Genomic DNA, 337 nt, shown 5'->3' on the forward strand with positions numbered 1-337 from the left:
TGTCTTTAAAGTGGATAACCACCTCGGTAACGCGCGTCGGCAGTCGCTTACCGGTACGAACGTAAAAAGGTACACCATTCCAACGGCTGTTGTTGATGTAAGCCTTCAGGCCTATGTAGGTCTCTGTACGTGAGTCATCGGCAACACCGTTCTCGTCACGGTAGCTAGGCAAGAACTCGCCACGCACTTCAGATTCTGTGTATTGACCCAATACTAAGTTATTAGTCAGGTCATTCTCATCAAGTGGCTTGAGGCTTCGCAGTACCTTAACCACTTCGTCACGAATAGCGTCTGCGTTTATGCGAGGAGGAGACTCCATGCCCACCATTGCTAATAC

General features: G+C 49.3%; 1 pseudogene. It reads right to left on the reverse strand.

Features of this window, described 5'->3' with window-relative positions:
* Positions 1 to 337 (reverse strand): annotated as a pseudogene (locus tag AB4585_RS26355) (glucose-6-phosphate dehydrogenase); the annotation flags it as partial.

This window comes from Vibrio sp. 10N.222.49.C9 (genome assembly GCF_041474985.1).
GTDB lineage: Bacteria > Pseudomonadota > Gammaproteobacteria > Enterobacterales > Vibrionaceae > Vibrio > Vibrio crassostreae_C.